1 protein-coding gene is annotated in these 817 nt (G+C 50.4%); it reads left to right on the top strand.

Annotation, left to right across the window (positions count from 1 at the left end):
- Positions 1 to 66 precede the first annotated feature (66 nt).
- On the top strand, positions 67 to 817 hold a 751-nt coding region (locus ACFSW5_RS26140; protein WP_379280515.1), incomplete at its 3' end, for a phage tail protein.

Here is an 817-nt window from a genome sequence, read left to right as displayed (position 1 = left end):
ATTGGAGCGTTAATTGCGGCCGGAGTTCTCCTCTATACGCATTGGGACGAGGTAAGCGCCTACGCGATGAAAGTATGGACGGCGCTCTCCGATTGGTTTAGCAGTACGCTCGCGACTATCGGGCAGTTCTTTACAGACAGTTGGAATTACGTAAAGGACCTCACCGTCAGTGTCTTTAACGGTATCGTGGAGTTCTTTCGTAACTACTGGGATATCATCCTGGGAGTTTTCACAGGGCCGCTCGGTCTGATTATCGCGCTTGTTATCCGTAATTGGGACGAAATCAAAGCGAAGACGGCAGAAATATTTACGGCCGTTAAGGACAAACTCGCAGCGATTTGGGAGTCCATCGTCGGTAAAGTAACGGAGGTAATTGGAACGCTTAAAACTAACCTGCTCGCCAAATGGGAAGAGATTAAAACGGATGCGGTAGAGATGGGCAAGAACATCATGGAAGGGCTAATCAAGGGCGTTAAATCGATGGTTTCGAAAACAGTAGAAACCATAAAGGATGCTGTTGGTTCGGCCGTCCAAGCCGCAAAAGATTTCCTTGGCATTAACTCGCCATCTCGCGTGTTTATGGAACTTGGCGGTTATACCGGGGAGGGTTTTGCGGTCGGACTCGAAAATATGGCGAAAACCGTAGCCAACGCAGCGAGTTCGATGTCTGCCGCGGCCGTAGGAGGCACCGGATATTCTTCGTCAGGCACTACATCGATGGCGTCGACCATCGGTACCGTTGCGGCCTCGGCTAGCGGAGCAACAACGATTGTAATTAACGCAACCTATGTCGATCGTGATGCGCTTAATCGGTTCG

Source organism: Paenibacillus thailandensis, from assembly GCF_042685365.1.
GTDB lineage: Bacteria > Bacillota > Bacilli > Paenibacillales > Paenibacillaceae > Paenibacillus_AP > Paenibacillus_AP thailandensis.
This window is presented reverse-complemented; position numbering and strand designations above follow the sequence as displayed.